At 69.0% G+C, this 25,416-nt stretch carries 25 protein-coding genes and 2 tRNA genes; 5 read left to right on the plus strand and 22 right to left on the minus strand.

Annotated features, from left to right (window positions below; translation table 11 throughout):
* Nucleotides 1-255 precede the first annotated feature (255 nt).
* The 10 genes from ACPT94_RS22310 to ACPT94_RS22355 all read right to left on the minus strand — a co-directional run bounded on the left by ACPT94_RS22310 (nucleotide 256) and on the right by ACPT94_RS22355 (nucleotide 8,480).
* Nucleotides 256-1,173: a bifunctional DNA primase/polymerase gene (locus ACPT94_RS22310; protein WP_425246652.1), complete on the minus strand. Its 918-nt coding sequence runs from the start codon at nucleotides 1,171-1,173 to the stop codon at nucleotides 256-258.
* Between the two features lie 91 nt (nucleotides 1,174-1,264).
* A complete protein-coding gene (locus tag ACPT94_RS22315) occupies nucleotides 1,265-1,555 on the minus strand; it encodes a hypothetical protein (protein WP_425246653.1) in 291 nt (96 codons plus the stop codon).
* A gap of 14 nt (nucleotides 1,556-1,569) precedes the next feature.
* Nucleotides 1,570-2,046 (minus strand): hypothetical protein, encoded by a 477-nt coding sequence (locus ACPT94_RS22320; protein ID WP_425246654.1) that lies wholly within the window; start codon nucleotides 2,044-2,046, stop codon nucleotides 1,570-1,572.
* A gap of 14 nt (nucleotides 2,047-2,060) precedes the next feature.
* Complete coding sequence (locus tag ACPT94_RS22325; RefSeq protein WP_030585650.1) at nucleotides 2,061-2,255, minus strand: hypothetical protein; 195 nt, start codon at nucleotides 2,253-2,255, stop codon at nucleotides 2,061-2,063.
* Between the two features lie 14 nt (nucleotides 2,256-2,269).
* Nucleotides 2,270-2,527, minus strand: a complete 258-nt coding sequence (locus tag ACPT94_RS22330; RefSeq protein ID WP_425246655.1) for a hypothetical protein — start codon at nucleotides 2,525-2,527, stop codon at nucleotides 2,270-2,272.
* Between the two features lie 141 nt (nucleotides 2,528-2,668).
* Nucleotides 2,669-4,843 (minus strand): cell division protein FtsK, encoded by a 2,175-nt coding sequence (locus ACPT94_RS22335; protein ID WP_425246656.1) that lies wholly within the window; start codon nucleotides 4,841-4,843, stop codon nucleotides 2,669-2,671.
* Between the two features lie 213 nt (nucleotides 4,844-5,056).
* Nucleotides 5,057-6,139, minus strand: coding sequence for a phosphoadenosine phosphosulfate reductase domain-containing protein (locus ACPT94_RS22340; RefSeq protein WP_425246657.1), 1,083 nt, complete (start codon nucleotides 6,137-6,139; stop codon nucleotides 5,057-5,059).
* On the minus strand, nucleotides 6,136-7,281 hold the full coding sequence (locus ACPT94_RS22345) for a conjugal transfer protein (protein ID WP_425246658.1): 1,146 nt from the start codon (nucleotides 7,279-7,281) through the stop codon (nucleotides 6,136-6,138). Before ACPT94_RS22345 ends, ACPT94_RS22340 begins: the two co-directional genes overlap by 4 nt.
* On the minus strand, nucleotides 7,278-7,568 hold the full coding sequence (locus ACPT94_RS22350) for a hypothetical protein (RefSeq protein WP_425246710.1): 291 nt from the start codon (nucleotides 7,566-7,568) through the stop codon (nucleotides 7,278-7,280). Before ACPT94_RS22350 ends, ACPT94_RS22345 begins: the two co-directional genes overlap by 4 nt.
* Before the next feature lie 99 nt (nucleotides 7,569-7,667).
* Nucleotides 7,668-8,480 (minus strand): DUF4097 family beta strand repeat-containing protein, encoded by an 813-nt coding sequence (locus ACPT94_RS22355; protein WP_425246659.1) that lies wholly within the window; start codon nucleotides 8,478-8,480, stop codon nucleotides 7,668-7,670.
* Between the two features lie 553 nt (nucleotides 8,481-9,033).
* Between ACPT94_RS22355 and ACPT94_RS22360 the strand changes: the two genes are divergently transcribed.
* Together ACPT94_RS22360 and ACPT94_RS22365 are read left to right on the plus strand one after the other, a co-directional pair.
* Nucleotides 9,034-9,801: a helix-turn-helix domain-containing protein gene (locus ACPT94_RS22360; protein ID WP_425246660.1), complete on the plus strand. Its 768-nt coding sequence runs from the start codon at nucleotides 9,034-9,036 to the stop codon at nucleotides 9,799-9,801.
* On the plus strand, nucleotides 9,801-10,274 hold the full coding sequence (locus ACPT94_RS22365) for an NUDIX domain-containing protein (RefSeq protein WP_425246661.1): 474 nt from the start codon (nucleotides 9,801-9,803) through the stop codon (nucleotides 10,272-10,274). The genes ACPT94_RS22360 and ACPT94_RS22365 overlap by 1 nt, the downstream gene beginning before the upstream one ends.
* Here the strand turns inward: ACPT94_RS22365 and ACPT94_RS22370 are convergent.
* The 3 genes from ACPT94_RS22370 to ACPT94_RS22380 all read right to left on the minus strand — a co-directional run bounded on the left by ACPT94_RS22370 (nucleotide 10,262) and on the right by ACPT94_RS22380 (nucleotide 13,087).
* On the minus strand, nucleotides 10,262-10,831 hold the full coding sequence (locus ACPT94_RS22370; protein WP_425246662.1) for an HD domain-containing protein: 570 nt from the start codon (nucleotides 10,829-10,831) through the stop codon (nucleotides 10,262-10,264). The two genes, ACPT94_RS22365 and ACPT94_RS22370, sit on opposite strands and share 13 nt — an antisense overlap.
* Nucleotides 10,832-10,842: 11 nt before the next feature.
* A complete protein-coding gene (locus ACPT94_RS22375) occupies nucleotides 10,843-11,289 on the minus strand; it encodes a GntR family transcriptional regulator (protein WP_425246663.1) in 447 nt (148 codons plus the stop codon).
* Between the two features lie 100 nt (nucleotides 11,290-11,389).
* Nucleotides 11,390-13,087, minus strand: coding sequence for a DUF6119 family protein (locus tag ACPT94_RS22380; protein ID WP_425246664.1), 1,698 nt, complete (start codon nucleotides 13,085-13,087; stop codon nucleotides 11,390-11,392).
* A 487-nt stretch (nucleotides 13,088-13,574) separates the two neighbouring features.
* Between ACPT94_RS22380 and ACPT94_RS22385 the strand changes: the two genes are divergently transcribed.
* A protein-coding gene (locus ACPT94_RS22385; RefSeq protein ID WP_425246665.1) for an IS3 family transposase occupies nucleotides 13,575-14,737 on the plus strand; the annotation gives its coding sequence in 2 pieces (ribosomal slippage) (nucleotides 13,575-13,859 and nucleotides 13,862-14,737; 1,161 coding nt in all).
* Here the strand turns inward: ACPT94_RS22385 and ACPT94_RS22390 are convergent.
* The 3 genes from ACPT94_RS22390 to ACPT94_RS22400 all read right to left on the minus strand — a co-directional run bounded on the left by ACPT94_RS22390 (nucleotide 14,706) and on the right by ACPT94_RS22400 (nucleotide 17,948).
* Entirely contained in the window at nucleotides 14,706-15,620 is a 915-nt protein-coding gene (locus ACPT94_RS22390) for an MrcB family domain-containing protein (protein WP_425246666.1), read from the minus strand. The genes ACPT94_RS22385 and ACPT94_RS22390 overlap by 32 nt on opposite strands.
* A gap of 199 nt (nucleotides 15,621-15,819) precedes the next feature.
* Complete coding sequence (locus ACPT94_RS22395; RefSeq protein ID WP_425246667.1) at nucleotides 15,820-17,046, minus strand: hypothetical protein; 1,227 nt, start codon at nucleotides 17,044-17,046, stop codon at nucleotides 15,820-15,822.
* A complete protein-coding gene (locus tag ACPT94_RS22400) occupies nucleotides 17,043-17,948 on the minus strand; it encodes a hypothetical protein (protein WP_425246668.1) in 906 nt (301 codons plus the stop codon). The genes ACPT94_RS22395 and ACPT94_RS22400 overlap by 4 nt, the downstream gene beginning before the upstream one ends.
* A 616-nt stretch (nucleotides 17,949-18,564) precedes the next feature.
* On the opposite strand from ACPT94_RS22400, the gene ACPT94_RS22405 reads away from it, so the two are divergent.
* Nucleotides 18,565-18,665: transfer RNA gene (locus ACPT94_RS22405), tRNA-OTHER, on the plus strand.
* Between the two features lie 16 nt (nucleotides 18,666-18,681).
* Nucleotides 18,682-18,779, plus strand: a tRNA-OTHER gene (locus ACPT94_RS22410).
* Nucleotides 18,780-18,852: 73 nt separating this feature from the next.
* Here the strand turns inward: ACPT94_RS22410 and ACPT94_RS22415 are convergent.
* The 6 genes from ACPT94_RS22415 to ACPT94_RS22440 all read right to left on the minus strand — a co-directional run bounded on the left by ACPT94_RS22415 (nucleotide 18,853) and on the right by ACPT94_RS22440 (nucleotide 25,374).
* On the minus strand, nucleotides 18,853-20,034 hold the full coding sequence (locus ACPT94_RS22415; RefSeq protein ID WP_425246669.1) for an SUKH-4 family immunity protein: 1,182 nt from the start codon (nucleotides 20,032-20,034) through the stop codon (nucleotides 18,853-18,855).
* Nucleotides 20,035-20,119: 85 nt separating this feature from the next.
* Nucleotides 20,120-20,425 carry a nucleoside/nucleotide kinase family protein gene (locus ACPT94_RS22420; RefSeq protein WP_425246670.1) on the minus strand — a complete coding sequence of 102 codons (306 nt, stop codon included), beginning with the start codon at nucleotides 20,423-20,425 and terminating at the stop codon, nucleotides 20,120-20,122.
* Nucleotides 20,422-20,544, minus strand: coding sequence for a hypothetical protein (locus ACPT94_RS22425; protein WP_360348539.1), 123 nt, complete (start codon nucleotides 20,542-20,544; stop codon nucleotides 20,422-20,424). Before ACPT94_RS22425 ends, ACPT94_RS22420 begins: the two co-directional genes overlap by 4 nt.
* Nucleotides 20,541-22,850, minus strand: coding sequence for a xanthine dehydrogenase family protein molybdopterin-binding subunit (locus ACPT94_RS22430; RefSeq protein WP_360348536.1), 2,310 nt, complete (start codon nucleotides 22,848-22,850; stop codon nucleotides 20,541-20,543). Before ACPT94_RS22430 ends, ACPT94_RS22425 begins: the two co-directional genes overlap by 4 nt.
* Nucleotides 22,847-24,484: a 2Fe-2S iron-sulfur cluster-binding protein gene (locus ACPT94_RS22435; RefSeq protein ID WP_360348533.1), complete on the minus strand. Its 1,638-nt coding sequence runs from the start codon at nucleotides 24,482-24,484 to the stop codon at nucleotides 22,847-22,849. The genes ACPT94_RS22430 and ACPT94_RS22435 overlap by 4 nt, the downstream gene beginning before the upstream one ends.
* Complete coding sequence (locus ACPT94_RS22440) at nucleotides 24,481-25,374, minus strand: FAD binding domain-containing protein (protein WP_360348530.1); 894 nt, start codon at nucleotides 25,372-25,374, stop codon at nucleotides 24,481-24,483. Before ACPT94_RS22440 ends, ACPT94_RS22435 begins: the two co-directional genes overlap by 4 nt.
* Between the last annotated feature and the right edge of the window lie 42 nt (nucleotides 25,375-25,416).

Below are 25,416 nucleotides of genomic sequence, written 5' to 3' on the forward strand. Positions count from 1 at the left end.
TCAGCCTGGCGACGGCGGCGCGACCCCGGGCGCGTTCGTGGTGCCCGCAGGCACAGAGCCAGTCCGCGACGGGTACGCCCTCGCACTGGATCTGAAGCCCCGGGGTGATGCCGGTGACCGTGACCGTCTGCGGGTCAGAACGAACGACAGAAAGGACGCCCTTGCGGGCGGCGACCTTCGGTTCGCCTACGCGCGGCCGTGGCGGGCGCTGTACGGCGCCCTGAGGGCCTTTCATGAGGGTTCGGGATGCTTTGTTCATGCCGCGCACTCCACAGCCGCCTCAAGGCCGTTGGCGACCGCGCGACGCGCGTAAGCTTCCGGGACCCCCACGGAGACGGCGGCCATCACGATCTCCTCGCCGATCGCGGCGAGGCCGCACGGTCCCGGGCATGCGGTGTGCTGGGCGGCGAGGAACCGGGCGACGCCGAACGCCTGTGATCCGGCGCCGGATTCGGTGCGGGCCCGAACCAGGGCAAGGCCGCGTTCCAGTCCGGTGCGGACATAGCGCTCGGTGTGGCGGCACCCGGTGGCCACCTGCCGCGACCACAGGGCGCGGGCGGGGAGAGAAGACACCACCCCGCGCCGGGCGGGGGTGGTGTCTTCCTTCACGACCAGGGCGCGCACGGCCGCCGGGAGGACGGCCATGGGGCCGGTTCCGGGTCCGAGCCAACGGGCGTACTGAATGAGGGACTTGATGTCGACGCCCGGCCGGACTGCGTTCGATGACGGCATGGCGCCCCGGTAGAGCCAGTGTTCGCCGCGCGTCGTCGGCACGGTTCGGGTGGCGGGCAGGGTCTCGCGGGCCCATGCGACGGCCGCGGCGTTGTCGAGGTCGACCACGGTCAGCCCGGCCCCGCCGGGGTGGTAGGCGACCGCCACCGCCTCACGCCACACCGGCGCCCACACTGGTGAGGCGAGGACGTCCCGGTCGGTCGTCGCGGCGGCCCACGCGTGGCACGGGGCAGGGCATACGCAGGGGCCCGCCGTCTTCATGTTGGGCCGTCCGCCGCACGCATTCCCCTTGCATGTACGGCAGTTGCCGAACGGGACCTTGCCCGCCCGCAGGGGCAGGACCGGGACCCCGGCCGCCGCGAGGGCGAGGGCGGTGCGCAGGTGGCTCCCGTCCGGGTGATTCCCGCCGGCGGGCCGCCGGGCCTTGCAGTCAGGTGTCATGCTGTAGGTCTCCTGTTCTGCTACGTCTGGATACGGAGACCGTGGGCGGCGGGCTGTCCTTGTCCGGGAGTGCCGCCGCCCACGGGCGAAGCTAGAAGGGCGGTTCGTCGCTGTAGCCGTCCGGCCCCCACGGGTCACGGACGGTGTGGCGCCGGCGCAGCCACCGGGGCCGACGCGGCAGGGGAAGCAGCGGCCAGCGACGGTTCTCGTTCCAGCAACCGCAGGGGTCCCAGTCGGTACCGGCATACTCGCCGTTGTGGTCGCCGTAGTCGTACTCGAAGCCGCCGATGCCCTCGCAGTCGCGGCAGTCGGGGCGGGGCGTGTCGGTCAGGACCAGGGCCCGGCGGGGCCAGTGGGCGACCTGAATGCGCAGACGGATCACGGGTGTTGGCCTCCTCAGCCGTTGAAGGTGCTGCGCTTGATCACGGCCTTGCGGATGTTGACCGTGCTGCCGTTGCGCCCGCCGGTCATGGCGCGCACGGGCATGCGCCAGGCGAGGACGGCAAGGGCGATCCACATCGCGGCACCGGAGGTGAACCCGGCGGCGGCGTTGATGACCTCGCCCACACCCCAGCCGACGCCGGCCGCGAGGGCGCCCCCGCCGATCCCTGCGCCGACGAAGCGCTGAGCAATCGGGTCAAGCAGGGGAAGTGGGGTCAGGTCGCGCGGCTCCGGCATGGCCAAGGGCAGCGGGGCGAGGTGCTTGGGCATGGGGACCATGCGGCCGTAGGCGTCGGGCACCCAGACGACCGGGCCGCGTTCGGCGGCGAGTTCGACGGCGGCCGGGGCGGGTGCGTACAGGTCCAGCGATGCCGGGTCGTACGCCGGAGCGGTGGACGTGTCCGGCCGCAGGGTCGGGAGGTGTTCGTTCACGGGTCGGTCTCCTCTCACTTGCCGAGTGCGGAGAGGGCGTCGGCGGACGCCTGCACGAGGTTGTGGATGGGCTCGTATGCGCCGGTCCCGGCGACGAAGAACCCGAACAGGAACAGGACGATGGCGGAACCGCCCCCGGCGGACTTGGTCTTGACGGCGAGGGCGGACGCGGCGCCGAACAGCAGGACGGCGGAGATGTTGAGGACCATGAGGAGCCTTCCGGTCAGGGGGTGTCGGTGCCGGCGCGGTAGATGCGGGCCCAGCGGTTGTAGAGCCAGCGGCCTACGCGTATGCGCTTGCCGGTCGCCTTGCAGCGGCGGCAGTCCTTGCCGCGCTTCAACCGGCCCTTGCGGTCGTGCTTGAGCTTGTGGCCCATGCCGTGGCACTTGCGGCAGTCGCCGAACGGCGAGGCCGCACACAGCCCGGCGTAACCGAGCGTGATGACGAGTAGGCAGGCGATAGCAAGGAGGATGGGGGTCACGAGGGGCCCTCCGGGGCGGTTTTCGAGGGTTTCCGCAGGTGGGCCGCTATCCGCTAGCGGCCTGATCAGGGCGGGTTTGGGGCGCTAGCGGGGCCGCTAACGTTAGCGGGGTGTGCCGCTAGCGCTAGCGGCCCCGGAGCGTCAGCCCGCGTCCCGGTTTCCGTCACGCTCCGCAATCACCGTGACGATGTGGGAGCGGTCGATGCCGCGCCGGTTGACGACCTTGCCGTTGACGCGGCGGCCCACCTGGATGGTGGCGATGCCGTGCGGCTTCAGGGCGGCGGCGAGTCCTTCGGGGTCCCAGCCGTCGTAGACCTCCGGCCGCAGTTCGGCGAGGCGGGCGACGACGGTTTCGGACCACACCTTGGGCTCATCGGCCGCCACGACGGCGAGGATGTCACGCAGCAGGTCATACGCCGCGCTCTCGTCCGGCTGCGGCTCTTCCCCGAGCGCGTAGCCGGACAGCGTGCCGGCGAGTTCGCGGGCCTTGCGGGCGCGGGCGCCGATGGCTTCGGCGGCCGGGGCGTCCACGTACACGGAACCGACGATCCGGGCGTCTGAGCCCTCGCCGACGAAGTAGTGAATGCCCTTGTCGGCCCAACTGAACATGGTGGCGCGCACACCCCGCTTGTAGGCCGACGTGCCGAGCACCATGTCGTTCTCCAACTGGCCCATGACCTTCAGGCAGAACCGGGCCGACGCGTTCGCGCTGATGCCCGTGGGCAGCGCCTTCGCGTCCGGGCGCTGCGTCGCGAGAAGCAGCACGATCCCGGTCGCCGGACCGCGTTTGACCAGGTCAGTGCAGATCTCTTCGAGTTCCTTGCCGTACTTGTCGTGCTCGAACCAGACCTGGCACTCATCCACCCCGACCACGATCGGGTGCAGTCCCAGCGACGTCTTGTTCGCCAGCTCCGACGTCACCTTGGACTCGGGGCAGATGTCCCGGGGCAGTGAGCGGATCATCTTCGCGCGGCGCCGCAGTTCCTCGCGCAGCGCGCGCAGGTCCCGCACCGCGTACTCGATGTCCTCCTCTTCGTCCCCGGCGCGGTGCCGGTAGCTCACGGCGTTGCCGACCGGGTCAAGGTCGCCGGTGCCCTTGAGGTCGTAGGTGTGCAGCTCAGCACGCGGGTCCAACGCCGCGATGAGCAGCAGGAGACGGAGCAGGAAGGTTTTGCCCATGCGTGGGATCGCGCCGATGACGGCCGCGATGTACATGAGCGTGATCTCGACCCAGCGTCCGCGCTGGTCGGTGCCGAACGCGACCGGCTTGAACAGGTCGACCGAACCGGACTTGAGCAGTGGCCAGACGGGCTTCTTGGCCTTGGACATGTCCTGGTCGCCGACCCACAGCACGAGGTGCCCGGTGTGCTCGTTCGGTACGGCTTCCGGCCACACGCACCCGAGCGGGCGGCGCAGACCCGAGGCGAGCCGCTCGCGCCGCTCGATGATGTCCGTCACCGTCACTCCGAAGGGGAGGTTGCCCTCCGCACGCCAACCGGGGCCGTCCCGGGTGATCGGGGCGGTGAACTCGAACCCGTCCCGGCCCTTGCCCTGCGCCTGGTTGATCGCAGGGATGCCGAGCGAGCCGAGCGCCCGCAGCACGATGTCCGAGGTGAGCTTGGACGCCGTGGGCAATTCCACCGCCCGATGGATGACCGGGTCATCCGCCTTGCGGCCGGCGTAGCCGAGCGCGAGCACCACCGCGCCGACCGACAGCGCCTGAAGCCAGTCGGGGGCGAGCACGTAGATGGCGAGCGCGGCACCCAGCCCGACGAACATCGCCAGCACGGCGACGAGGGTGCGCAGCCGGACCCGGCCGTCACGCTGCCGCGACAGCTTCAGGTACTCCGCCGCGTCCTCGCGCCGCACGGCGGCGAGGCGGACCGGTTCGCCCTCGCGGTCGGCCGCCCACCGCATCGTGCCGCCCACGAACTTCGCGGCCCCCGCGGGGGCTTGCAGGGTCAGGCGGGCGGCGTAGATCGGGGAGCGCAGCGCGTGATAGCCGACCGAGTGGGCGTAGTGGCGGGCCACCCATGCGGCGGCGGTGCGCAGTTCGGCAGTCGACCGCAACCAGACCGGGACCACGTCCCGGCGCTTCGCGGCGGCCAGTCGACCCAGGTAGCCCGGACCGGTCGCGGTCGGGGCGGGTCGGTCGACCATGACGGCCGTGGTCGGGTCATCCGATGCCGGGTCGGTCGGGGTCGACTCACGCGCGGCCCGGGCCTTGTCGAGGTCGACCACATCGGCCCCGGAGTCGGCCGTCATCTCGGCTTCCAGCCGGTTGAACAGTTCGTTGTCGTCGTCGGGGTGCTTCACTGAGACTTCCTTCCAGATGCATGGAGGGTGGGCCCGGCCGGACGCTGTAGGAGGTGGGCGGCCGGGCCCGAGGTTTCCGTCAGGGTCAGGTTCTGGTGGCTCTTGGAGACGCGGCCACCGACGTGTGCGGTGCCCTCCCAGTCGACGCCGGGTTCGACCTCAAGCCGTCTAGGGCGGAGCCGTGGCCGTGGATGAACACGCAAGTTGGGTGGTTCAGGCGGCGCGCTGTTCGTCGGCGCGGGTGAAGGTTGCGAACTGGTTGGGGGTGATCAGGCCGGTGTCACGCCATTCGCTGAGCAGATCGGTTTGACCGTCGATGACGTCGCACTTAGCGCACAGCCGCCCAGCGGACCGGCGTCGGCGCGAGCCAGGCGGGCGCTCGCCCCACTTGCATGCGATCAGCCCGGTTGCTTCCGCCTCGCGCTCCAACTCCCGCAGTGGCTTGGTCGCGTGGGGGTAGAAGAACTCGATCTCATCGAGTTCGCCGGGCTTAGCGAACGCCCCGCACAGGCATTCCCCGGACATGTGCAGGTGAACGGTGACCTCGTTCAGCGGCAGCGCTTCAGGAGTGCACAACAGGTGTGGGGCATGCTCGTGCGGCAGGTTGCAGCGGTGCCGGTCCCGGTATTCGCGCATGTGGGCGTCGGTCCAATGCACGATCGGGGACACCCAGATCAGGGCGCCCTCGCGGTCGACCTCTTCGGCGTTGCGGAACCGCCGGTCGGTCTCCGCCCATCGCATGCCGCCCAGGTAAACGACGTTGCGGCTACGCCCTTGCCTGCCGATGATCTGTCCTCGCAGACGCTGAAGCGGTTCGTCCTTCAGTCGGCGATACATCACCGAATGTCCTGCCGGGCCGGGGAAGCCCTTCCATACCTGCCGCCCGATGTTCTTGCCCCGCGTAGACAACACCCGCCCGAGGACCAAGTCCCGATAGCTGTGCTTGGGGCGGAGTTCATGCAAGGGCAAGCCCCACGAGGCGACCACATCGCGCACGTGCTGAGTGGTCTCCGGAATGCCGGTACCTGTGTTGACGTGGGCGATTGCATCCACCCGGCGGCGGAAGAGGTGGTTGACGACCACCGAGTCGTTCCCGCCGGAGAACAGTCCGATCGTGGCCACCACCGGGAAGGCGTTCAGGACCCGATCCAGGATCGCGAATGATCGGAGGATCGCTTGATCCAGGGTCATGGCTTCCGGCTCGACGTCCGCTTTCGGGGGGCGGCCGACGATGCGGTCGGCCATGCCGGGGAACATGTCCCCGGCCGGCTGACGGCGCTTGTTGCGGGCAGTCATGCAGCCACCTCGCCATTGCTCTCTGCCCGCTCGGCAAGGATCGTGTCCCGCAGCATCCGCGCGTTCGCCGGCGAGGTGCGGACCGTGCGGCGGATGCCCTCCGCCGTGATCCGGTCGGCGGGCCAATCGGCCGTAGCGGTACGGGCCTCAGCGAGCAGCTGTTCCGTCGTGCGCTTCGGCCGGGGCGACCGTGCCACCTCCGGAACCCGGCCGGTCGCCCGACGGGATCGGGGGGAGTCGGCCGCCACCGCCCGACGTCCGGTCGGCGCAGGATCGGCCTTGACCGGGTCGACCGCCGGGGCGATCGCGGCCACCGGCTTGAGCGGGAGAGTCGGCTTCACGAAGTCGACCGCCATCGAATCAGGCACCGACAGCCGGGACAGCACCACCGACGGCGCCGAGGTCGATTCCCGCAGATCAGCCGTAGACCGATTCCTCACGGTCTCGGTAGATTCCTCCGCATTCGCGTCCGTGTCGAGAATCGGGGCGAGGGCGGGGGCGGTGCCGCCGAACATCGACGCGAGGGCGGCATCCGCCCCGTCCGTGATCCGGTCGCGCTGGACATCCAACAGCCTCGATCCGAGCGCCGCGTCCCCGACCCCGACCTTGCGGGCCAGACGCCACGACGCCCGATCGGACCGCTTCCTGACCCGGTCGACCGGGTGATGAGCGGCACGGGCGCGGTGGTAGGCGAGGGCCTGAACGATGTCGGCGGTGCGCCGCTCGTTCTCCGCGTCCCGGCCGTCGGTGTGGACGACGATCCGGCGGGCGAGGAACGCCATGCCCTCCGCTGACACAGACATGCCCATCGGGGTCAGGGCGTAGATCACGGTCCGCCCCGGGTCGGGCGCGGCCATGGCGCCCATGACGGCGGCGGCGGCCGGAAGCGCCCACAGTCCGATCCGGACGATGCGCGGCGAGGACTGGCCCAACATGGTCAGCCCCAACAGGACCAGGGCGAGTACGGCCGTGGCGCCCTCGCCGGCACCGAGCGCACCGAGCGCGGTCCCCGTGCCGTAGGCGTGCCCGATGTTGCTGTACGTGCCGATCCCGCCGACCACGCCCGTGGCGAGCATCGGCGCGAACGCAGCGGTCAGGACCCCGATCTGAACCTTTGTCAGAGGCTTGCGGGTCTCGTTCACGCCGCTTCCCCCGTCCCCGACCGGTGGCCGCGCACGGAGCGCAGGAACGGCACCGTACGGGTCAGCGCGTCGGCGTACAGGGCGTCCCAACCGGCGATCTCGTCACCGGCCTCCGCCTCCGCCCGCAGGTCGGCGAGGACGTCACGGGCCGCGTCCTCGCGGGCGGCACGCTCGCCGTCCGTCTCGGCCTCCAGCGGGCCCCGGAACAGGTCGACGTCGATACCGAGCGCCAGTTCCGCGAACTCGATGTCGCCGTGGGCTTCCTGTCCGGCGACGAAGGTGCGCATACGCATGGTGGGTCTCTCCTTGATACGTCGGGAAGGGCGCGGGGCGGTCGGCTGTCCTGTCCGGGAGTGCGACCGCCCCGCGAGGGGCGAGGGAGAGGGTTAGCTGATCTGCACGTGGCCGCTGGTCACCCGGCGGCGGACGTTCAGGTGACCGGCGCCGGTGACGCGGACGCTGCCGGATGTGCCGTTCACGGCCAGACGGCCGCTGGCCTGCGAGGTCGCGGCCATGCGGACGCTGCCGGAGGTGACGTTCAGGCGGGCGTGATGGCCGCTGTAAGCGCCGACGTTGACACTGCCGGACGTGAGGCTGATGTCTAGCGGGCCGCTCACCTCGCCGACGATGACGCTGCCGCTGGTGACCGTGGCTTCCAGGTCGCCGACGCGGTCAGCGGTCAGCATCCCGGAAGTGCCGTCGTACTCCAGTCGGGCCAGCGCGCCCGTGACGACGGTGTTCGCAGTGTGCGTACTGATCGCGGCCACCGACTTGGCGGGCAGGTGGACTTCGGCGTTGATCGGTGTGACCGCGTCCCCGGCCGGACCGGTCGCGGTGACCTCGCGGCCGTTGACGAACACCTTGCCGCCGCCGTGGCCGGTGATGTGGACGTTGCCGTTGATGATCTGCACGCCGTTGCCGCCGGAGAACGTCATCGTGTAACCGCCCCGGCTGATGGTGGTGGTGCCGCCCATGGCGCCGGCGACGTCCGGGACGCGGACCCTGAGGCTCTGCCCGTTGAGGCTGACGGTGGTATCGCGAATCGCGTCGGCCGACGGGCCGGAAGCGGCCTCCGTCGTCAGCACCATGCGCGCCTGCTTCAGCGTGGGGTCGACGACGACGCGGATACTGCCGGTGTTCATCGTCAGATCCAGGGCGATCGGGCCGAAGACGTCCACGGGAATCGTGCGCTCGGTCATGGGAGAACTCCTGACTGCGTCGGGATAGAGAGACCAGGCGCGGCGGGCTGTCCTTGTCCGGGAGTGCCGCCGTACCGGAAGTCATTGATGAGGTGCGCGCCCGCGCATCGGGCGGGCGATCAGGCGCGAGGGTCTGCCCTCGTCAAGGTTCTGCGGGCTTTGGTTCAAGAAGTGCCGACTGTCACCCCGAGAGGCGGAGTCGGGCAGGTCACCCGGCCCGACATGGGCGGTCGGGGTGGTGACCCGCACCCATCGACCACCCGTGTTCAGGTGGCTGGGTCGGCACTCTGTTGAGTTCTTCGCAGGGCGGAATCCGGGCCTTGCTCTCCGGACCCTGCATGAGGGACATGTATTACATGTTCCTCATCTTGCAGAGGAAGGTTCGCCCCGTCAAGCCCTTCGGCTTTGTGGAGTTCGGCGAGACCCTCGCGCTCGATGTACCTACAGAGTGGCGCCGACGACCGCGACGCTCGACTTCGCACCTGTACGACTCAGGTCGTTCTTAGCTAGCGTGAAGTCGTACCAAGTCGTCCCGAGTGAGCGGAGGTTGGACGTGGCGAACGAGCGACTGCGCGGCGCGATAGTCGACTTGGGTCTGACCCTTGATGAGGTGGCCGAATGTCTCGGCGTCTCGGCCAAGACGGTCGAGCGCTGGATCAACGACCCGGAGCGCAAGCCGTATCGCCGCTTCCAGTACGCGACCGCTTCACTTTTGAAGTGCGAAGTCTCCTACCTCTGGCCGGACGAACGGACGTCGGCCGAAGTGTCCGCCGCTGGCAACGCAGAGTTGGTCAGGCTGTATCCGCACCGGTCCGTCGTGATGCAGACCCTTTGGACGAACCTGTACTCCAAGGCGACCCGGCAGTTTGACCTACTGGTGTACTCGGGGTTCTGGCTCACCGAGGACGCGACGTTTCATCGCATCGTGAAGGAGAAGGCGGCCGACGGAGTACCCATCCGCTTCATGCTGGGAGAGCCCACGTCGCCGGCCGTGGCCGTCCGCGGCGAGGACGAAGGGATCGGCGCCGCAATGGCGGGCAAGGTTCGCAACGCCCTCATCAACTACGGCCCACTCTTCGGCCTCCCCGGTGTCGAGTTCCGCTTGCACGGCACCACGCTCTACAACTCGATCTACCGGGCCGATGACGAGATGCTGGCGAACGGCCACCTCTACGGGGTCGGCGCCTACATGGCTCCCGTGCTCCATCTGCAACGCGTCCCCGGCGGTGAACTGTTCGACGCCTACGCTGAAAGCGTTGAAAAGGTGTGGCAGTCGGCCCGTCCGATCTCGTCACCCGCCGATTGGGAAGGCACACGCTGATGAGCCGGATTGACTACTTTCGCGACCCTCACGCCCCTAAGGCCAACTCGGTCGTCCCGTCTGTGACGGCGGTTGTCCGGGACGCTGCGGGGCGGCTGTTGCTCATCCACAAGACCGACAACGACCTGTGGGCCCTGCCCGGTGGTGGTCACGACATCGGCGAGCGCATCGCGGACACGGCCGTTCGCGAGGTCCGGGAAGAGACCGGTATCGACGTTAAGGTCGACAACATCGTCGGGCTCTACACCGACCCCGAGCACGTGTTGGCGTACGACGACGGCGAGGTCCGGCAACAGTTCTCCATCTGCTTCCGGGCCCACCCAGTCGGCGGTTCGCTACGCACAAGTAGCGAGTCAAAAGAGGTCCGCTGGATTGATCCGGCGGACCTTGACGGACTAGACATCCACCCTTCGATGATGCTGCGTATCAGGCACGGCCTCGATAACGCGCGGCGGGAGCCCTACATCGGCTGACCGCCAACGGAGACTTCCGCCATCCGATCCCCGATGCGCTTCGACGCTGCATGGATTTCGGGGGCCGCGCGTTGGATGAACCGCCCAACGATCGTGTCCGGGCCGTATCGCTGCACGATCTCATCCAGCCGCTCAGCCGGCGTCGTCCGCGTCCCGTCCGGTGTCGTCGTCATGTCGCAGTACAGCAAGGCGTCGACCAGGTCGGGACGCTCTAGCTCGAACTCGCCCTCAAGTTCCTGACGAAGTCCGCGTTCCTCCGCTTCCAGCAAGGCACAGGAGTGATGCGCCACGAGACGAACAACCCGTTCGTCTGCACCTTCCTGATCCCTGAGGAACCGGGCGCCGTCCAAGGGATGGAAGCCCGTGGCAGCAATGGCCGGCGAGTAGCCGATGTCATGCAGCACGGCCGCCGCTTCCAACAGCTCCGCGTCGTCCCCCAGGATCGGGCTCAGGGAGCGAGCCCGCTTGGCGACCCCGAGTGAGTGCGCCCACCGGCGCGGAAGCGGATCGGAAAGCAACGATTTAGAGAGCGTGTACGCCCACTCAGTCAGTCCCATGGCGGCCAAGACTACGGCCGGGCGGCGGACGCCGGGAGAGCGCGAACGGTCCGCCCCTTGCCGTGCACGGTGGCGAGCAAGCCGTTTCCCTCCATCTGAGCAAGGACACGGCGCACGGCGGTCCGGGACGCTCCAAACCGCTCACACAGCTTCGCTTCGGACGGGTATGCGTCTCCTACTGAGAGTGAATCCTCTTTGATCACGTCCGTCATGCGCTCCGCGAGCGACCGCCGGTCACCCCCTCGGACTACGCGCCACCCGATCCCGGGGGCGGACTCGACAACCCCGTCAGCTTCGAGAACCTTGAGCGCGCGGCGGATCGTGTTCCGGGAGACGCTGTGCGAGTCCATCAGGTCGGCTTCCGAGGGCAAGGTATCCCTGCCACCCTCCGCCTGGATCTCGCTTCGCAGCGTCTCGGCAATGATCAGGTAGGTTCCGCGCGGACTGGCCTCCGGCACCTCTGCCCCTCTCGCATCGCTCCATTGTTCGCTGCCAAGGGTCGCATGGCCGCGCCACACGCGGACCGGAGGCCTGGCCGGCCGCTCAACGCCGCGGGCCCTACTTCTTCTTTTCTCGCTTGAATGTCATTTGTATACGGGCAAGGGTCGGCACTGAACCGAGCATCTTTACGCGCTTACTGAAGCTCCGTAGATTGACTTTACTGAAGGTTGGCAAATCCTGCGGTATGCGCTGACTCCCGTCGAAGGCAACAACGTATGTGACGAACTTGGGCGGCACTTGAGATGCGGCCTCAACAAGGTCAGGATTGATTGATCTTACGGCCTCAATGAAATCGCTTCGATATTTGGCGTCAACGATTATAGTTTGCGCCGACACGAATCCCTGAGAGAAGAGATGACTTAGGGTCTGGCTCCCCGAGTAGGGTTTGACATGCACAAAATACCCATCGACATGCAGCAAGTCGCACGCCTCGATCTCGTCACCGTCTTCACTGTACAGCTTTTCCCTGTCGAGGCAGATTAGATCTGAACGACCTTTTACTGCATTGCGATTGTAGTGCTTCTCCCAATTGTTTTGCGCACCCCAGTCGTCCCAAGATATCAACTGTAGAGCGTCCGTGACATCCTCAAGGAGGGACAAATCCTGATCGAGCTTTTCCGTGTACTTCTCCGCAAGCGCATACCATTTGCCTAGCGTCAGAAGATAGCGCCTGTGCTGATCGCCCGCCTCGAAAACAAGCCAATGCTTCAACGGCTTAGCCGGACTCGCCGAATCACCATTCGCATCACGAGCCAATATTTTAATGTCACTCAAGCAAGAGACACCAAATTTACCCGGGAATGAGAACAGAGCAGCCCGTAGCGCGTCGAGGCCCATCGCCTCGAAAGTTTCCTCCAGGTCGCCTCTATAGATGAGGAAGTCGTGCACGTTCTCTACGGAAACATCGTCTGGTGGAGCGAACGAGAGTACGTGAACATTCAGCGCACTAACGGTAAGCTGCGCCAGTGGCTGCCCTTGCGGCTTCCGGGCACGCTCACCAAAAAGCTCATCCACTAGGAGCTTCTCCAGGTCCTTCACGATCTCGCTCTTGACCCGCAGCGGTTCAAGCGAGTCGATGAAGGCTAGATCCTTATGAGCGGTACCGCTTTCCGCGGTTTCCAGCATCTTACCCAAGATTTCGCGAACCTTATTCAAGTCCGTGTCAACTTTGAACGAGACTGAGTCTGTCGCTACTACGGCTCCCAGGTCAGGGAAGTCCAAGCCCGCATCAAGCTTGCCAACAAGTTTCTTCGTGAACTCGCCGTCCAGCTCAATCTCGAAGTCGCTGATTCGCGTGTTAGCCGGTATCTGCACCCATTGCGAACGGGAGGAAGCATCGATTCTGCGGCTACCGACCGCATTCATCGCCTGACTGTCGAACCGGCGAGCCGCGAACTTCAAACCAAAATTCGCTTCGACCCATGACCATTCGAGAGTGCTACTTCCATAACCGAAGCAGACAGCAAACACTCGTTGGGCCACCGGGAGAAAAATGACCAACCGATTCGAATAGTTTAGAACCGCCTCAAGTTCCTGGAAAACGGGAGCGAGAAGCTTGGCCCACGCCGGCTGCTTCTCCGACATATCCCTTAGGTAAGCCGCGCACCCTTTTGGAGCCAAAGGTGCGTCAGCAAGCTTCCTCATACCGTTCGGCTTCCCCGGCCGATACTGCGGCCGAAAAGCCTCCTCGTATGAATCGAGCCCCTCCCGCAAGAGGAAGCAATTGAAACGGAGCGTCGAAGCGTTACCGGCCATGGCTCACACCACCCCCCAGCGACGTAAGGGGATTTTTGTATCACACAGTGTCCAGCAATGGAATAGTTTCCGTCGCCACGCGCTCGCATGCGAACAAGAGTTCGCAGCGCGCCTGCAACACCACCCCGCCGCACACGAGGCCGATCGGCCCGTTCGGTGCGGTGGTGTCGCCCGGCACGTTGCTGTCTAGTCTTCCTTCTGAGCGAGTCCGGCGCTCACGGCCTCCGGTGATCCAGCCCAGCCGTTCTCTGTAGGCCAGACCGATGCGATTCCCTGGTGACTTAGTAGGCGCACATACACGTCACCGATAGCTTCAGTGAAGAGCGCCATACGGTGAGGCTGAGCATCGGCCGGGTAGAGCAGGAAGGCGTAGGTGGCGAGTTGTCCGATCGCCTCACGCACAGCGTGACTGACGTTGGGGTCTGCCGCACGATCGGGTGACATCTGAACTGGCTTGCCCTGTGGGGCGGGTGGGAAGGATGTCGCTGTGCCCAAGCCATATCCGGAAGAGTTCCGCCAGGACGTCGTGCGGGTCGCGAGGAACCGCGGGCCGGGTGTGACGGTCGAGCAGGTGGCCACCGACTTCGGAGTCCACCCGATGACGTTGTGGAAGTGGATGCGTCGCGCGGACATCGACGACGGGACCAAGCCCGGAACGGCCAGCCAGGACAGCGCCGAGCTTCGGGAAGCGCGTCGGCGGATCAAGCTGCTGGAGCAGGAGAACGAGGTTCTGCGGCGGGCCGCGGCCTATCTGTCGCAGGCGCATCTGCCGGGAAAAGGATCTACCCGCTCGTGAAGGAGCTGGCCGGGGACGGGGTGCCCGTCACGGTTGCGTGCCGGGTGCTGAAGCTCGCCAGACAGCCCTATTACCGCTGGCTGGACCAGCCGGTGACCGGTGCCATGCTGGAGGAGGCGTATCGCGCGAACGCGCTGTTCGACGCGCACCGTGACGACCCGGAGTTCGGCTACCGCTTCCTGGCCGACGAAGCCCGCAGCGCCGGGGCCGTGATGGCAGACCGGACTGCATGGCGGATCTGCCGGGACAACCGCTGGTGGAGCGTGTTCGGCAAGAAGCGCGGCAAGGGCAAGAAGGCCGGCCCGCCAGTGCACGACGACCTGGTCCGCCGTGACTTCACCGCGACCTGCGCGAACCGGCTGTGGCTCACCGACATCACCGAGCACGCCACCGGCGAAGGCAAGCTCTATCTCTGCGCGATCAAGGACGCCTTCAGCAACAGGATCGTGGGCTACTCCATCGACGGGCGGATGAAGTCTCGCCTGGCCGTGGCCGCCCTCGACAACGCCGTGGCCCGGCGTGGAGACGTCGACGGGTGCATTCTGCACAGCGATCGCGGATCGCAGTTCCGCTCCCGGAAGTTCGTCCGGGCGCTCGACCGCCACCGGATGGCCGGATCGATAGGGAGGGTCGGAGCTGCCGGCGACAACGCGGCCATGGAGTCCTTCTTCAGCCTTCTGCAGAAGAACGTCCTCGACCGCCGGGTCTGGGCCACCCGCGAAGAACTCCGGATCGCGATCGTGACCTGGATCGAGCGGACCTACCACCGACGCCGCAGACAAGCCTCACTCGGCCGGCTGACCCCCATCGAATTCGAGACCGTCATGACCACGCCGGCCCTCCAGGCCGCGTGACCGAACCTGTCACCCGAAGTTGCATCAGACCCTTGCCACGTCGGACCACCTTGGCTTCGATGAGCCAGTCGTCACCATCGCGCCTGGCGACAAGGTCACGCGGGTGCACGTTCGTCCCGGCGGTGAACCCTGTCTCAGCCAGGAATGCCCCATAGCGCTTAACCAGGGTCTCGTGCTTGCGGCTCTTCTTGATCAAGCGGGCGGTGATCTTCTGAACGTACTCGTCGTCGCTCTTGGGGGCGAAGTAGAGCAGCGGGTCTTGGTCGCCGCTCTCCTTCGGCTTGATCGTAGTGATCAGGTCGCGCGTAGTGCTTCGCAGGTCTTCCCGCAAAACCAAAGCGTCCTGGTAGAGCTGGATCATCCTGCGAAGGTCGGCCTTCAGCACCTCGTCGGTCGGCAGAGAGCCGATCTCGTAGGCGCGGGCGAGGATGTTCCCCGCCTCGTAGGCCCGTGGAAGGCCAGCCCTCCCACCCAGGTCGATGACGTCCACCAGCCCTCCGGTCATTTCGCCTGGGACTGCGTCTCGGATGGCCGCGGCCTCGCCTCGGAGGCGCTTCTCTGCCTCGGCGGCTCCGAATGTCGCACGCAACTCTGTGACGCCCTGGTTCAGGCTCAGTGAGACCGTCTTCATGTCCTCCGCGAAGAGGTAGACGAGGTACATACCTCGCGTAGCGGTGGTTGTCTCGTCGGGATCGAAGAACGACACCCACGGGCAGAACGCTCCAGCGCCGTTCCCCGCGCTTCCTTTGATGATGTAACTCGCGGGAACGTAGGGCTCGAAGACCATGGGCGCCGACCTGAACAGCTTCGCGGCCGGAGACCCGGTACCAGCCGTCCGGTCGTAGGTAGAAGCGACTTTATGCAAGTACTCCCGGAGTGTCATGGAGAGGATGCTATGCGGCCCCACTGACAGTAGGGCCCCTCTTGCGAAGGTTAAGGCGTCACTATCTACGTTCAGTTGACGAACCTCACCGCGTCCACCGAGATGGCTGGAGGCTTCCCGGCCGGCCCACCCGCCAATGCCCGGCCCTACGGGGGTTGTAGGGCCGGGCATTGGCTACGCGAGCTTCCTTCCTGGCGTGTCAGTCGTCCTCGGCATACTCATCGTCTTCGCCATCCTCCGGCGCCTCGCTGGCGATGAAGCCGGCCTGCGGGTCGGGTTCGTGCTTGACGAGGATGTCGTAGACCTGGTGTGCGTTGCTCTTCACGTGCTCCCACTCCTCGTGGGAGCCGAAGGGGTGCGGCGGAGGAGAGACCGGCGACTCCTTCAGTGCGGTGGCGGCGTCGTGCGCGATGTCCAGCGCCATGGTGAGGCGCTCGCGGTTGTCCCGGTCACGGTCCTCCGGCGTGGCGGCCTGATTCTTGGCCTTGCGGGTCTCCTGCTGCTTGAGGAACCCCGCCATGGCCTTCGCCGGGTTCGCGATCTCGTACAGCCGGTACTCGGTCAGCCGTTCCGGACGGCGGGTTTCACGGGTGTCTCCGGTGATGATGACACTGCCGTCCTCGCGAATGACGGGGATGTCGTACTCGTGAGCCGGCTGGGTCGGATCCCAGGCCTGCCACGCGGTGGCGAGCATGCGCAGACCATGCTCATGCTTGGCCAGGTCGGCGAGGATCGCCGAAGGCGAGCCGCGGAAGGGCGCGCTGCCCTCGTAGAACTTCGACTCACGGTCGCGGGTCAGGTAGCCGTCCATCAGCAGGACGAAACCGCCACCGATCATCAGCGTGATCCGCGCGTTCGGGTTCCCGGCGAGGGCGAGCTTCAGCAGCTGCGGCAGCGGCTCATACGTCGGCACCCAGTACTTGCCGGGCACGTCCTCGGTGAGGAACCCGCCATCGCCGAAAGCGTTGCGGGCCGTCTGCAGAGTCGCCGGTTTCCGCACGCCGGGGGCCCTGCGGTTCTTCGGCTGACGCACGTCCCGGTCGACCAGGACACCGAGCATGAAACTGAACTGCTTGGTGGTCACCGCACGGCGGGCCATGATGTTGCGGATCTCGTACTTCGTGTTGCCGAAGGACGAACCGGCGGTGAGCCGGTACGCGGTGTAGATGCAACGCCAGATGGGAGAGGCCTCCGGGCACCCGATGGCCGCAGGCAGCGCGTCCAGCGGGGTGAGACCGGTGACGATGTCAGCCTCCTCACGTCGCAGTTCGCCTCGGGCCACCAGCGCTTCGACGGTCTGGTTAGCGATGTTGTGCCACATCGCATCGGGCGTCCACGGGTTCTTCTCCAGGTGCTCGCCCGCGACGAGGTTTTCCACCATCGTCACGAACGAGAACCCGGCCGGCTGTGCGGTGGTCGTGGTCACGGGTTGACCTCCATGGTGTCGCCGTTGCGGGCCCCGACCACCAAGCGAACGGGCACGGTGGCCGCCTGGCCGACGCGCACCACCTTGTCGGTCAGACCCCGGTGGTAGGCAGCGTTGTACTGCGCGACCTCGTCCCGGACGGCGCGCCGCAGCGAGGCGGGGTCGCGCAGCAGGTCCTCCACGACCGCGTCAGCGGCGCCAACGTCGGTCTTGCCGGTGCGAGTCTTGGCGGCGGAGGAGAGCCGGGAGATGCCGTCGACGACCACCGGCAGGACCCGGCTGGGGGCGCCGTTGGCGAAGGTGATCCGCACGAGGATCACGAGCAGCGGCTCGGACACGCCCCGCTGCAGGATCGAGGCGGAGTAGTCGGCCTTGGGCACACGCAGCGTGTTGGCCACGGTCTCGCGGACCAGATCCGCGAGATCCTTGGGGCTGTCGAACTCACAGCGCGCCTGCGCCAGCGGGCCGCTCGCATCGTGGTCGTCCAGGAGCTTCGGCGGCTGAACGGCCAGGGATAGGGCCGCAATACGCGGCTGGTAGAGCGGGAAGAGCATCCGGGTCCAGGCCTGGCACTCGATGACGTACAGCGAGCCTCCCGGGACGGCCACCTTGCTCAGCAGCGAGACCCCGTTGGTCTGCTCCGTCACGAGCAGGGCGGCCCGCTCGGGCTCCACCTGCAGGGCCGCGGCGGCCTTACGTGCATCCTCGCTGAGGTTGGTGCGCTGGTTGTTCTTCAGCCGCTGCCCGACCTTGCGCAGAGCGGAGGTCTCAGGAACGTCCGGGAGGAGCGACGGCCACCGAGTGATGCTCAGCTCTTCCATGTCGCGATCGGAAGAAGCAGGCAGGCTCACGCGGGGCTCAGGCTCCTCCGGCTCGCGGAAAAGCGGGTTGTTCTCGGTCACTGGATCAGGTCCATCGTGACACTTCCGTTCACAGCCCAGTCGCTGCGACGGCTTCAGCGGTGCGACGCCAAAGAAAGAAGTTGATCGTCCGCCCACGAAGAGGACCACCGCCCGACGGCTGATGATGTGCTCCGTGGCGCCTGCCGCATCCCGTTTTCGCTGAACCTTCACCTTGATCCCGCCGGGGCCCCTTGCCCATGACGTTCCCGCGGTTCGCAGTGCCCCGACCGGGGCCACCCGGATTTGGTGGTCTAGGTGTCGAACGATGACGACGAATGCAGATCGACGCCCTTAAGTACTACCTCGGGCAGTAGATCTCTGTCAAAGCGGCTCTGGTGCCGTTGATACGGGACGGGAGTGAGATCCGAAGACCTACTAGGTTAGGTAGTCCTTCCCTGGGCACGGAGCCCGCACCCGGCCGTCTCAGTTTCCGTCTCGTTCATCGTCGTGCACGACCGTCCGGGGCCGTTCGCTCCGCCGCGACCGGCACAGCGTCCGCACGGGAATGAACGCCGGCGAACGCATCCGGATCACGCCCTGACCAGCACAGACAAACCTGCAAAGCGAGTTACGTGGGTTCGATTCCCGCCACGGCCTCCAACAAGACGTACCGAACGGCCGCGTGCCCGAGTGGTTCAGGGACTCGCCTGCGCCGCATCCGTCAGCGAGCTCCGCTCGCGGGGAGTCACGCGGGTCCGAATCCCGCCACGGCCTCCAACAAGACGCACCGAACGACCGCGTGCCCGAGTGGTTCAGGGACTCGCCTGCGCCGCATCCGTCAGCGAGCTCCGCTCGCGGGGAGTCACGCGGGTCCGAATCCCGCCACGGCCTCTACGCCGGCGTCGCGGTCGGCCGCTGGTGGGTGGTCGGCTGGACGGTCGGCGCCGGTGGTGGGTTCGTGGTGCTACGCGTACAGCCCGCCGCCCGCCTCGTCCTCGAACATCTCCGGCCAGTACCGCCAGCCGTCGTCGGTGGGGGTCGTGCGGGTCGGGTCGCAGGTGACGGGGTCCAGGGCGGCGAGGGTGCGGGTCATGGTGGCCGCCAGTTGGTCGTAGGCCTCGGTGAGTTCGTGGGCCGCGTCGAGGGACTGTTCGCGGTGGATGAGCCAGAGGGTGAACGCCAGGGTCGAGATGTCGGCGTTCAGCGGGCGGAGCCTGGCCTCGGCCTCGCTCCAGTGCAGGACCGCGCCGGTGGTGCCGTCGACGACGATGCTCGTGTCCTCCAGGAGGTGGCCCACACGGATCAAGTGGTCGGCGTTCTCGGGGAGTTCGGCGTCCGGCGTGTCGGCCCAGTGCTCGGCGAGGGTGGGCAGGGGCGCGTCCGTGTCGAGGGTGAACCAGACGCATTCCTCCGGCAGGCCCGTCTCCCGCAGGAAACGGCGGGTCGGCTCATGTGTGAGCGCGGCCGGGAAGTCGACCTCCTCGAAGCGGACGATCGCTCCGGTGTCGAACTCCTCGTCCAGGAGGCGCGGCGGCAGGTCCAGGGCCAGACCCGAGCGGGTGCCGGGGCCCGCGATCAGGGCGAGGGGGCGGATCACCGCGGCCAGCCGCCAGAACAGCGGCATCTCGCCGTCCGCGCCCGCCTCGTACAGCGCCAGCAGTTGTCCCGACGCCTCCGCCACCGCCTCCGGCCCGAAGCGTCCGGCGTAGGCCGCGAACTGGCCCCGCAGGGCGGCCAGTTCGTCGGCGGCCGTGGCGAACCGCACGAGCTTCTCCAGGGAGGGCGCGAGCGGGCGGCGGTCCATCAGGTCGGGACGGTCGTGGAGGAAGTACGTCGACGTGATCTCGCCGGTGGCACCGTCGAGCAGCACCGACTCCGTCTGCCGGCCGGCGAGGCCGAGCAGTCCGCCGATGACCAGTTGGTCGCGCAGCTCCGCCGCCAGGCGGCCCTCGGCGTCCCCCGTCGAGTCCCCGACCGTGCGCAGCCCGTCCGTGCGCAGTGCCTCGAACGTCAGCAGGCCGCCGGTGCCCGGCAGGCCGGGGCCGGTCAGCCAGCGGCGCGTCGGCGCGTGGGTGACGTACGGATCCAGCTGGTCCTCGGTGAAGGTGATCATCGCCGTGCCGGCGGCGGTCCCGGTCGTGCCCATTGGTTCCCCCGTGCGTGAAGTTCGCCGTCCCACTGCTCCGCACCCTACGCGGCCCCACTGACAACGGCCCTCACCTGGGAAGACGTCAGGCCACCCGCGCGCGTTCCCGTCCCGCGGGAATCGCCTCGACCGTCTCCCCCACCGTCAGCTCCGTGGTGGCCGGCCACAGTCCGACGCGCGGGCTGCGGGTGCGCAGTTCGGCGTCCAGGTCCCGCACCGTCCAGGCGGTGCCGTAGCCCGTCGTCTCGCGGCGCGCCTCGCGGGCCGTCACCGTCCGGCGGAAGACGTCCCCACGCACGTGTGCCGCCCGCGAGGGCCTGCGCGCGGGGGCCTGGGCGACCGTCGACTTGCCGGCGGGCATCACGCCGGTGACGAGCACGACGCCGTTCACGTCAGGAAGACGCCGCCCAGCACGACCACGACCGCCGCCAGCACGAACAGCAGGATCCACAGCAGCAGCTTGCCCACGCCCGGCGGGGGTTCGTAGCGCTGCGGATCCGGCTCGCTCACTGGCCCGTCACCACCGCCGCCTGCGGCCTTATCGGCAGCCGGTTCACCGGGCGGCCCGTCGCGGCCCGTACTGCGGAGGCGATGGCCGCCGGGGAGGTCACGACCGGGACCGCGCTGACCGCCTTCGCGCCGAAGGGGGCGACCACGTCCCGCTCCTCGACCAGCTTGACGATCTGGATGTCGGGCGCGTCCAGGGCGGTCGGAAGCGCGTACCCCGTGAGGTCGGGGTGGCGGATCAGGCCGCGCGGGGTGCGGAGGTTCTCCGTGAGCGCGATGCCGACGCCCTGGGTGACGCCCGCCTCGATACGGGCGGCCAGCTGGGCGGGGTTCAGGACCCGGCCGACGTCCTGGGCGACCGCCAGCTCCACGACCCGCACCGAGCCCAGCTCGATGTCGACGTCCACGACGGCGCGGATCGCGCAGAACGCCAGGCCCACGAAGGCGTCGCCCTGGCCGGCGCCGTCCAGCGGTTCCGTCGGATGCGGGCGGCACTGGGCCGTCGCCCACAGCTCCTTGCCGTGCAGCTCCTCGGTGACGGTGGTCGACAGGACGCCGTCGTACGAGGTGATCTTGCCGTCGGTGATCTGGAGCAGTTCGGTGGACATGCCGAACTTGTGCGCCAGGGGCTGGAGCAGCTGCGTGCGGACCATCTTGGCCGCGCGTTCCACCGCGCCGCCCGAGACCCAGGTGTGGCGGCCGCGGCAGCCCGCGCCGGCCGGCGGCTGGTCGGTGTCGACGGGTGCGACGTGCACCTCGTCGATGCCGAGGGTCTCCTGGACGATCTGGCGGGCCAGCGTGGTGAAGCCCTGACCGGTCTCCACCGCCGCGCACAGCACGGTGGCGACGCCGTTGTGGACCTTGACCGTGGCCGTGGAGACCTCGTCGGCGCCCTCCGCGCCGAGCATGTGCACCATGCCCAGGCCGTAGCCCACGCCCCGGCGCACCGCGCCCGGCTCGCCCGCGCCCTCGGGGCCGCCGGGCAGCAGCCAGTCCTCCTCCGGGGAGTCCTTCGGGAGGGGCGGGAGCGGGAACTCCTGGACGGCCTGGAGGAGTTCGGCGACCGGCGCGGGGCAGGTCACCGTCTGGCCGGTCGGGAGGACGTCACCGGTCGCCATGACGTTGCGCAGCCGCAGTTCCGCCGGGTCGACGCCCAGCTTCTTCGCCAGCTTGTCCATCTGCGCCTCGTACGCGGCGCAGACCTGCATCGCGCCCTCGCCGCGCACATGGCCGGAGGGCGGGTTGTTGGTGCGGACGGCCCAGCCCTCGATGAAGGCGTTCGGGACGACGTAGGGGCCGCAGGCGAAGGAGACGGCGGCGGCCAGGGCCTCGGCGGAGGTGTCGGCGTAGGCGCCCGCGTCCAGCAGGATCTGCGCCTCGACCTTGACCAGCTTGCCCTCGGCGTCCGCGTGGTGGCGGTATCTGAGCAGGGTGGGGTGGCGGTGGGCGTGGCCGAGGAAGGACTCCTCGCGGGTCGCCGTCAGCTTCACCGGGCAGCCGGTCTTCAGCGCCAGCAGGCCGAGCGGCAACTGGAAGCCCTGGTCCTCGCGGTCGGCGGTGGCGCCGGGCACACCGGTGACGACGACCTTCACCCGATCGGGTTCCAGGCCGTAGCACGCGGCGGCCGTGTCGCGGTCGGTGTGCGGGTCGGTGGAGGCCAGGTACAGCTCCACGCCGCCGTCGGGGCGGGGCACGGCGAGGCCGGCCTCGGCGCCGATCGGGGCCGGGTCCTGGCGGCCGATGCGGTACAGGCCCTCGACGACGATCTCGCCGGAGGCGGCCGGGTCGCCGTGGTGCAGCGGGATGTGCCGGATCAGGTTGCCGTCGGGGTGCAGCGGCTCGGCCTCGAAGGCCTGCTCGGGGTCGGTCACCGGGTCGAGCACCTCGTACTCGACGATGACGGCCGCGGCGGCCATCCGGGCGGTGTCGGGGTGGTCGGCGGCGACGGCCGCGATGGGCTCGCCGTGGTGGCGTACGACCTCGGAGGCGAACACCGGGCGGTCGGCCTTGCCGCGTCCGTGCAGCGGGCTGCCGGGAACGTCCTCGTGGGTGACGACGGCCCGTACGCCGGGCATCTCGCGCGCGTGGGAGGTGTCGATGGAGACGATGCGCGCGTGCGCGTGCGGGGAGCGCAGCACGGCCGCCCAGAGCAGGCCCTCGGCCCACAGGTCGGCCGCGTACGGGAAGGTGCCCTCGGTCTTGGCGCGGGCGTCGGCGGGCGGCAGGGAGGCGCCGAGGCCGTGCGGGAGCGGCTCGGGGGCCGCGGCGGCCTCCGCGGGGCTCGTCACGGTGGCTGCTTCGTTGCTCACGCCTGGCCTCCGTCCTGGCCGTACACCGGGTCGTGCGGATGCGGCTGGTTCGGGTTCTCGAACGCCGACAGGTGGACCCCGCCCGCGCCCGGACCCGCCTGGTGAGGAATACGGGCCTCGTCGCCGTCCGTCTCGGTCTCCGCCGCGGTGTGCGCCTCGCGTTCGGCGACGACGTCCTTGACGGCCTGCAGGACACCCCGGTAGCCGGAGCAGCGGCACAGGTTGCCGCACAGCGCCTGACGGGTCTCCAGTTCGGTGGGCGCCGGGTTGCCCTCCAGCAGGTCGTGCACGGTCATCGCCATGCCGGGCACGCAGAAACCGCACTGCACCGCGCCGCACCTGGCGAGCGCCCGCTGCACGTCCGAGGGCTGCCCGTCGACGGCGAGGCCCTCGACGGTGCGGACCTCGCTGCCGGCGGTGGTGACGGCCGGCACCAGGCAGGAGGCGACGAGCCGCCCGTCCACCTGCACGTTGCAGGCCCCGCACTCGCCCTGCGAGCAGCCGTCCTTGGCGCCCGCGAGCCCGAGCCGCTCGCGCAGGACGTAGAGCAGCGACTCGCCGATCCATGCGTCGGTGACGGGGCGGTCGGAGCCGTTGACGCGCAGCACGTAGGAGGCGAGGGGGTGTTCGTCGTGGCGGGGAGGGGCCTCGGGAGCCTCCTCGCCGTCCACGCGCGTGGACGGCCCCGTGACCTCGGCGGCGGGTTCGGCGTCCGCCCGCTCGTCGTGGGCCTCGGCCGGGCCGGACCCTGAGGCGGGCTCAGCGGGCTCCTGGACGGCCTCCGCCGCCTCGTGGGCGTCCTCGGTGGCCTCGGGAGCCTCACCGGCCTCAGAAGCGGTCTGAGAGGCCTCCACGACGTCCGGCTCGGGCGCCGTCGGGGAGCCGTACGACGACTCCGGTGCCGTGTGTTCCGACGCCGAGTGCTCCGGCGCGTGCCCGAAGGCGGGCGCCGCCGGCGCCGGCTGTCCCGGCTCCGGTGCGGCTTCCAGGGCCTGGCCGCCGAAGGGGACGGAACCCTCGGACGGCTGTCCGGTCCCGGTCGTCTCCTGCGCCCACGGCTGCCCCTGCGGGCCCGCCTCCTGCTCCGGCTCGGTCACCCAGGGCGCCGGCGCGCCTCCCGGCAGGGTCGCCGGAGGCGTGCGGCCCCACTGCTCGACCAGGGACGACGTGGTGAACTCGCCCGATTCGTCGGGCAGGTCCCCGCCGGCGACCGGGATCGACCACTGGCCGGTCACGTCGTGACCGGGGGCGGGCGCGACCTCCGGTGCGGTCGCGCCGACGTCGCCGAAAGTCCACTGCCCGGTCGCGCCGGGGTTGTACGTGAAGCGGTCGCCGCCGGACGTCCCGTCCGCCGCCGGGGCGGGCCACTCCGTCCCGCCGGCCGGGGCCGTCCACGCGTCCGTGCCGGTCGCCGCGGGGTCGGTCCCCTCGTGCGCCACCGTTATCTGCGGCGGCACGTAGCCGTGTCCGGGGGCCGCGAGCGGGCTGTCGCCGCGGGCGGCCAGGAGGGCGTCGATGCCGCCCTCGGGCAGCTTCACGAAGGCGGTGGCGCCGTCGTCGTAGTCGCCCTGGGGCAGCGGGTCCCAGCGGCCGCCACCCGGCGGTGTGCCCTGTCCCTGCTGGTCGTCGGTCACGACAGCGCCCTCCCCAGTGCTCGTCGGGCCAGCGCGGCGACGGTGCGCCGCAGGTGCAGTACGGCGGGCGGAAGCGGTTGCACGGAGCCGTCCTCGGCGGGGACCGGGTCCGGGATGCAGGCGGCGGCGACGTACTCCCCGAAGGCGTTGAGGGCCTCGGGGACGACCGCGCGGTTGTTGTCCCAGTCGATGAGCCGGGCGACCCACTGCTCGGCCTCCAGGGGCCGCAGCGGCATCGGCGCTATGGCGCCGACGGCGCACCTGACTCCGCGCCGGGCGGGGTCCAGGACGAGGGCGACGGACGCGACGGCACGCCCGGGCCCGGTGCGGCCGGTCGCCTTCAGGAAGACCTGCGGGGCGTGCAGCAGCGGCACGCGCACGTACCCGATGAGTTCACCGCCGCGCAGCATCTCCATGCCGGCCAGCAGGTGCGACACCGGGACCTCCCGGCGGGCTCCGCCCGGGCCCGCGACGATCAGGGTCGCCTCCAGCGCGGCCAGCACGGGCAGCGCGTCACCCGTGGGGGACGCCGAGGCGATGTTGCCGCCCAGGGTGCCCGCGTTGCGGATGTGCGGCGGGCCCGCGGCGCGCGCGGCGGCCGCGAGCGCCGGGATGAGGGCGGCGAAGTCGGGGCGGCCCATGCGCGCGTGCGTGAGTCCGGCGCCGAGCAGCGCGTGGCCGTCCTGGTACTGCCAGCCGCGGATCTCGCTGATCCGGCCGAGGCCGACCAGCGCGGCGGGCCTGAGCTGCCCGGAGTTGACGGCGGCCATCAGGTCGGTGCCGCCGGCCACGGGCACGGCGGCGGGCATGGCCGCCAGGGCCGCCACGGCCTCGTCGAGCGTCGTCGGCAGCGTGACGGCCTGCGCCGCCTGCGGTGCGTGCGTGGTCAAAACCGGCTGCCCCTTCCCGCTGCCCCACCTGGTCCCACCTGT

The organism is Streptomyces aurantiaciflavus (genome assembly GCF_049808595.1).
Classification (GTDB): Bacteria; Actinomycetota; Actinomycetes; order Streptomycetales; family Streptomycetaceae; genus Streptomyces.